This is a genomic window from Nocardiopsis protaetiae (genome assembly GCF_045446735.1).
GTDB classification, from domain to species: domain Bacteria; phylum Actinomycetota; class Actinomycetes; order Streptosporangiales; family Streptosporangiaceae; genus Nocardiopsis; species Nocardiopsis protaetiae.
In genome coordinates, this window is sequence record NZ_JBJJBV010000401.1 from 1 (window position 1) to 4526 (window position 4526).

General features: G+C 72.4%; 3 protein-coding genes. All 3 read right to left on the reverse strand.

Annotated elements, in window-relative coordinates; genetic code table 11:
- On the reverse strand, positions 1-1076 hold a 1076-nt coding region (locus ACJOT3_RS32770; protein WP_406977011.1), incomplete at its 3' end, for a WXG100-like domain-containing protein.
- 443 nt (positions 1077-1519) lie between these two features.
- Positions 1520-1903, reverse strand: coding sequence for a hypothetical protein (locus tag ACJOT3_RS32775; RefSeq protein WP_406977012.1), 384 nt, complete (start codon positions 1901-1903; stop codon positions 1520-1522).
- Between the two features lie 10 nt (positions 1904-1913).
- Positions 1914-4526: ADP-ribosyltransferase (locus tag ACJOT3_RS32780; RefSeq protein ID WP_406977013.1), on the reverse strand; the 2613-nt coding region annotated here is incomplete at its 5' end.

A 4526-nucleotide genomic window follows, 5' to 3' on the forward strand; every position in this document is an offset into this window, starting at 1 on the left:
GCGTAGTTCTCGCCCAGGCGTCGTGCGGCCTGGTCGCCGATCTCGGGTCCGAGGTTGCGTTGGAAGACGTTCGCGAGGTCGTTGCGGAACGCGGTGGCCGATCCGGCGGTCTGCCAGGGGAGCTCACCGAGTCCCCGGTTGGGGTCGTAGGGGACCCGTAGTGACTCGCGGTTGCGGGTGAGCACGTCGGCCAGATCCCGGTTGATGGTGGACCACGCCTCGCGTACCGGCGGGGGTGTGGGTCCGCCGCCCGGTCCGCCGCCGGGGGGTAGGTCGGGGTCGGGCGTGTTCCGGATCGGCGGCCCGGTGGGGGTGTTGCGTCCGGGGTTGGGTGTGGGTATCGCGGTGCGCGGGGGCGGGGGGAGTCCGCGGAGGTTGCGCAGGGCGGTGTTGAGGAAGGTGCGGAACTGGCGGCTGAGCAGTGCGGACAGGCCGGTGGACAGGAACGCGGAGACGATGCCGCTGATGGCGGCGCCGATGTGGGCGCCGGAGGTGAGGTTGGCGTCGTGGTGGTCGCGGGTGCCGTTGTCGATCTGGATGCGCTGGATGATGGAGTCCAGCGACGCGAACAGCTGCGCGATGATCTGGTGCGGGACCGCGGTGGAGATGGCCCACATCAGGATCCGGCCGATCAAGAGTGATCGGAGCCGTTGGAACATCGGGATCCAGTTCAGGGACGCGCCGAAGGTCCACTTGGCCATCGCGATCGCGAAGGCGATCTCGGCCAGCAGGGCGACGAGTTGGCCCCAGATCATCATGACCATGTACTCGGCGGTGGCGGCGCCCTCGCGCATGCTGCGCGACATGGTGGTGGCCAGGTCGCCTGCTTGGCCGACGTAGTCGTTGCGGCCGGTGGTGAACTGGTCCAGGGCGCGGGAGTAGTACTCCGACGTGCGTCCGTCGAAGGTGTCCTGGACCCTGCGCCGGGACGCGGCGATCATCGGCCCGAGCTCGTTGAGGCGGCGGGCCATGTCGGCGTAGTGGTCACCGAGTGCCCGCATCGCGGCGGGGTTCGCGGTGGGGTACTGGATGCCCGTCAGGCCGTAGAGGAGATTCCTGGCCTCCTGAGTAGGCACGGACGCCCCACCTTCTCCCTGATCGCATTCCGGGTACGGAGGTGCCCCGCTTCCGGCATGCGCAAGAAAATAGCCCTTCAGGGCATAGGTGGAGAATGGATGAAAAATGCTTTAACAGTTAATTTTCACGCCTGTGAGATTTCGCCTGGTGCCCTGCCGTGCAAGGTGCTCTCCGACACCGGGATGTTCCACGGCGTTTCGGTTCCCGTTACGCGCGGGGCAGGTGGCGGCCGACCTCCGGCGCTTCCGGCGGATCCCGGTGGGCACGGCGCACCGCGCTCGGTCGTCGGACTCGGGCGATTTCCTTTTGTTTGAAATATTGTTGCGCGACGGTCAGGGAATGGCTGGTCGGCGGTCCTCGGTGTCCGTAATATTTCCAACGGACTTCTCCGCGGTTTCGGTAGGGGGCGACGGATCGGATGCGCGGTTCCCCGGCCCACGGGTCAGGGCAGGCGCCGCAGCTCGTCCAGGCTTCCGGCGTGCGTGGGAACGCTCCCCTCGGGGATCGCCCCGGCCCGATCGTCCGGCGCGGCCCCGATCCACAGCCGCAGCGCCTCGACCGCGTCCAGACCCTCCCCGTTGGCCTGGAGCAGGCGGCGCACCCACGCGCCCTTGGCGTTCAGCCCCGCGGCCCCGGCCCCGGCCCCGGGCAGGAACCCCGCCGCGATTCCGTCCTCCGACGCCCAGAGGCGGCCCAGGGCGGTCCCGTCCTCCCGCACCACCGGGACGTGCAGCACCGCCCCGTCCGTGTCGGGGGCGAACCGGGGGTCGGCACCCACGAAGTCGGGTCGGAACGCGTCCTCGGCGGGCGCTACCTCGTCGGTCATCTCTCCTCCGTCACGGTGCCGTGGTGAACGGCAGCACGGTAACCGACAGCTGCCACCGCCCCGTCCCCGGGATCAGGACCGCGTCGTCGATCCTGAACCGCGTACCGCGGGGGAGGAGGATCTCCCTCTCCGCCCGCCGCACGCTGTCGCGGCCGATCCACAGGGCCGGGTGCCCCTCGGGCACGGTCAGGCGGAACTGGTACCCGGCGCCCTGGTACAGGGCCTCGTTCCCCAGCGACCCCGAGAGGAATCCCCTTTCGACGAACTCCGCGCCGATCAGGTCGGTCGGGTCGTTGAAGGGACGCCCGGGCGGGGCCATGAAGCCCACGCTGAAGATCGAGCGCCGGACCTCGATCCGCTCGGGCAGGGGCTCCACCGCCCGGTCGAGCAGGGACATCCCCTCGCGCAGGGCCGCCCAGGTGGCGGCGGCGTTCTCCCGGGTCGAGGCGTCGCCGTCGAACCACTCCCCGAACCAGGGGGGGAAGTACCCCGTGCCGCTGAGCCGCCGCACCTCCGCCTCGGGGTCCCGGTCCCGGGAGAGGCCGTTGTAGAACAGCGCGTTCTTCGTGTACGCCCGGGCGGAGCGCTGCTGCTGCGGGGTCAGGGACCGGAACCGGTGCCCGAGGACGAGGTCCCCGTATGCCTGGCCGTCCTCGTTGCGGTCGAACCGGCGGACGCCGTCGGGGTCGACGCGCCCGGGGCGATCGGCGGGGACGGCATCGGCGGGGGCCTCTGCCACCGACGCGGGGATCGGTTCGGTTCCCCGGAGGTCGGTGGCGCCCTCCGTCGCGGACCCGGTCGTCGGTTCGGACCCGGTCCGTGCGGCGGCGCTTTCGGCCGCGACGGCCTCCGAGGTCACCCTGACCGGGTAGAGCCGGGCGGGCGCGTCGTTGCGCAGTGCCGCACGCAGGGGGCCTTCCAGCTCCTGGGCGTGCCGGTGCGCGGTCCAGCCCCTGGCGGTCTCCTCCCGGGCCAGCAGGGTGAGCAGGCCGGCGAGTTCGGGGGAGTCCCCGCGGTACTGTTCGGCCGACGCGCGCAGGTTCCGGGCTTTCGTGAAGTGCGCGGCGGTGGCGGCGTAGCGGGTGCGCGCCTCGCGCGCCAGACCCCTGGCCTCCTCCAGGCGGGCCCCCGGGCCGGGGGTGCCGGTCAGCACGGGGAACACCGTCGGTTCCCGGTCGACGTCCAGGACCTCGGTCGCCCGGTCCCGCAACGCGGAGGCGCGCTCGGACGCCTCCTCCGCGGATTCGAAGAATTCGAGCGACTGCTGGGCGAGCGCGGCGGCGTTCCCCTCGGGATCCCCGTCGGCGCGGGCCTGCTTCGCCAGCTCGGCCAGATTCCGGGAGGCGGTGTAGTCCGCGGCGGCCTGGGCGCTGATCTCTCTGGCCTGCCGCAGCAGTTCCCGGGAGCGCTCGACGGCCCGCAGGGTTCGTTCCACCGCTTCCCCGGTGTCGGCCCGCTCGGCGCGGACCGGTGCGGGGCGCCGGGAACCCCCGGGTGCCGCGCCGTCCCCACCGGATGCGGTCGGCTGCGGCGGCCGTGCGGTCTCGGGGCCCGGGAGGCCCGGTAGGGGTCGGCGGCCGGGGTTCCTGGGCGCCTGCGTGCCCATGGGCCGCTGCGGCGTCGGGTCGGCGGCGGTGGGGTCGTCGACCCGGGGTGCGCGCGGCAGGTTCCGGGCGATCATCACTTCGAGGTACAGGACGTCGTCCCGTTGCTCGACCGGGCCGATCCGGTACGAGGTTCCCCGGGGCAGGAGCAGTTCTCGCTGGGTGGAGGCCGCGGAGTGGGGTCCGACCCACAGGCCCCGGGCGCCGTTCCCGAGGTTGATACGCATGATCACGTTGAACTTCGGGCCGCGGACCGGGACGGTGCCCAAGGAGGTCGACAGCAGGCCCGGCTCCGTGTGGGCGGTCCTTTGCAGCGCGTTCGGGTTGTCGGGGTCGTAGCCGGTGAGGAAGCCGAGTTCGCGCAGTCCTCGGGTGACCACGATGCGGTCGGGCAGCGGCCGCCCGGTGGCGGCGTCCAGGTGACCCAGTTCGGTGAAGTACTCGGCGGCCGTCGGGTAGACGCCGTCGAAGGCCCGCAGGACCTGGTCCACCTTGCCGCTGCGCATCTTGGTCCGGGCCAGTTCCCTCTCGGGGGCGGGCGAGTCCAGGATCCACCGGGCCAGGTCCATCCGGCCCGGGTCCGCCGCGGCGTGTCTGCGCAGGTCGTTGACGGTGGGCCAGCGCATGCCGTTGATCCGCAGCAGTTCGGCGGCCTCGGCCCGGCCCGCCAGCCAGGAGTCCAGGACCTCTTGGACCCCGGCCGGGCCACGCGGGGAGCGCAGGACGTCGTTGAAGATCCACGGGCTCCGGGTGTAGGTGTACACCGCGCGCTGCTGTTCCGGAGGGAGGTTCGTGAACGCGTGGGGGTTGTGCGCCGGGTCCTCCAGGAAGTCCCGGGCGTAGCTGTCGATGCCCTCCTCGGTGGTCAGACGTAGGAACGAGGTGGGGGCCGGGGGCGGGACCGCCTCATCCGCGCGCAGGACGGCGTCGGGGCCGGGCGTGGGCAGCGGTCGCGCCGGGGAGCCGCCGGTCTGCGCGGTCGGTACCGGTCGCGGGGGCAGGGGGCGGCCCGGGCCGCC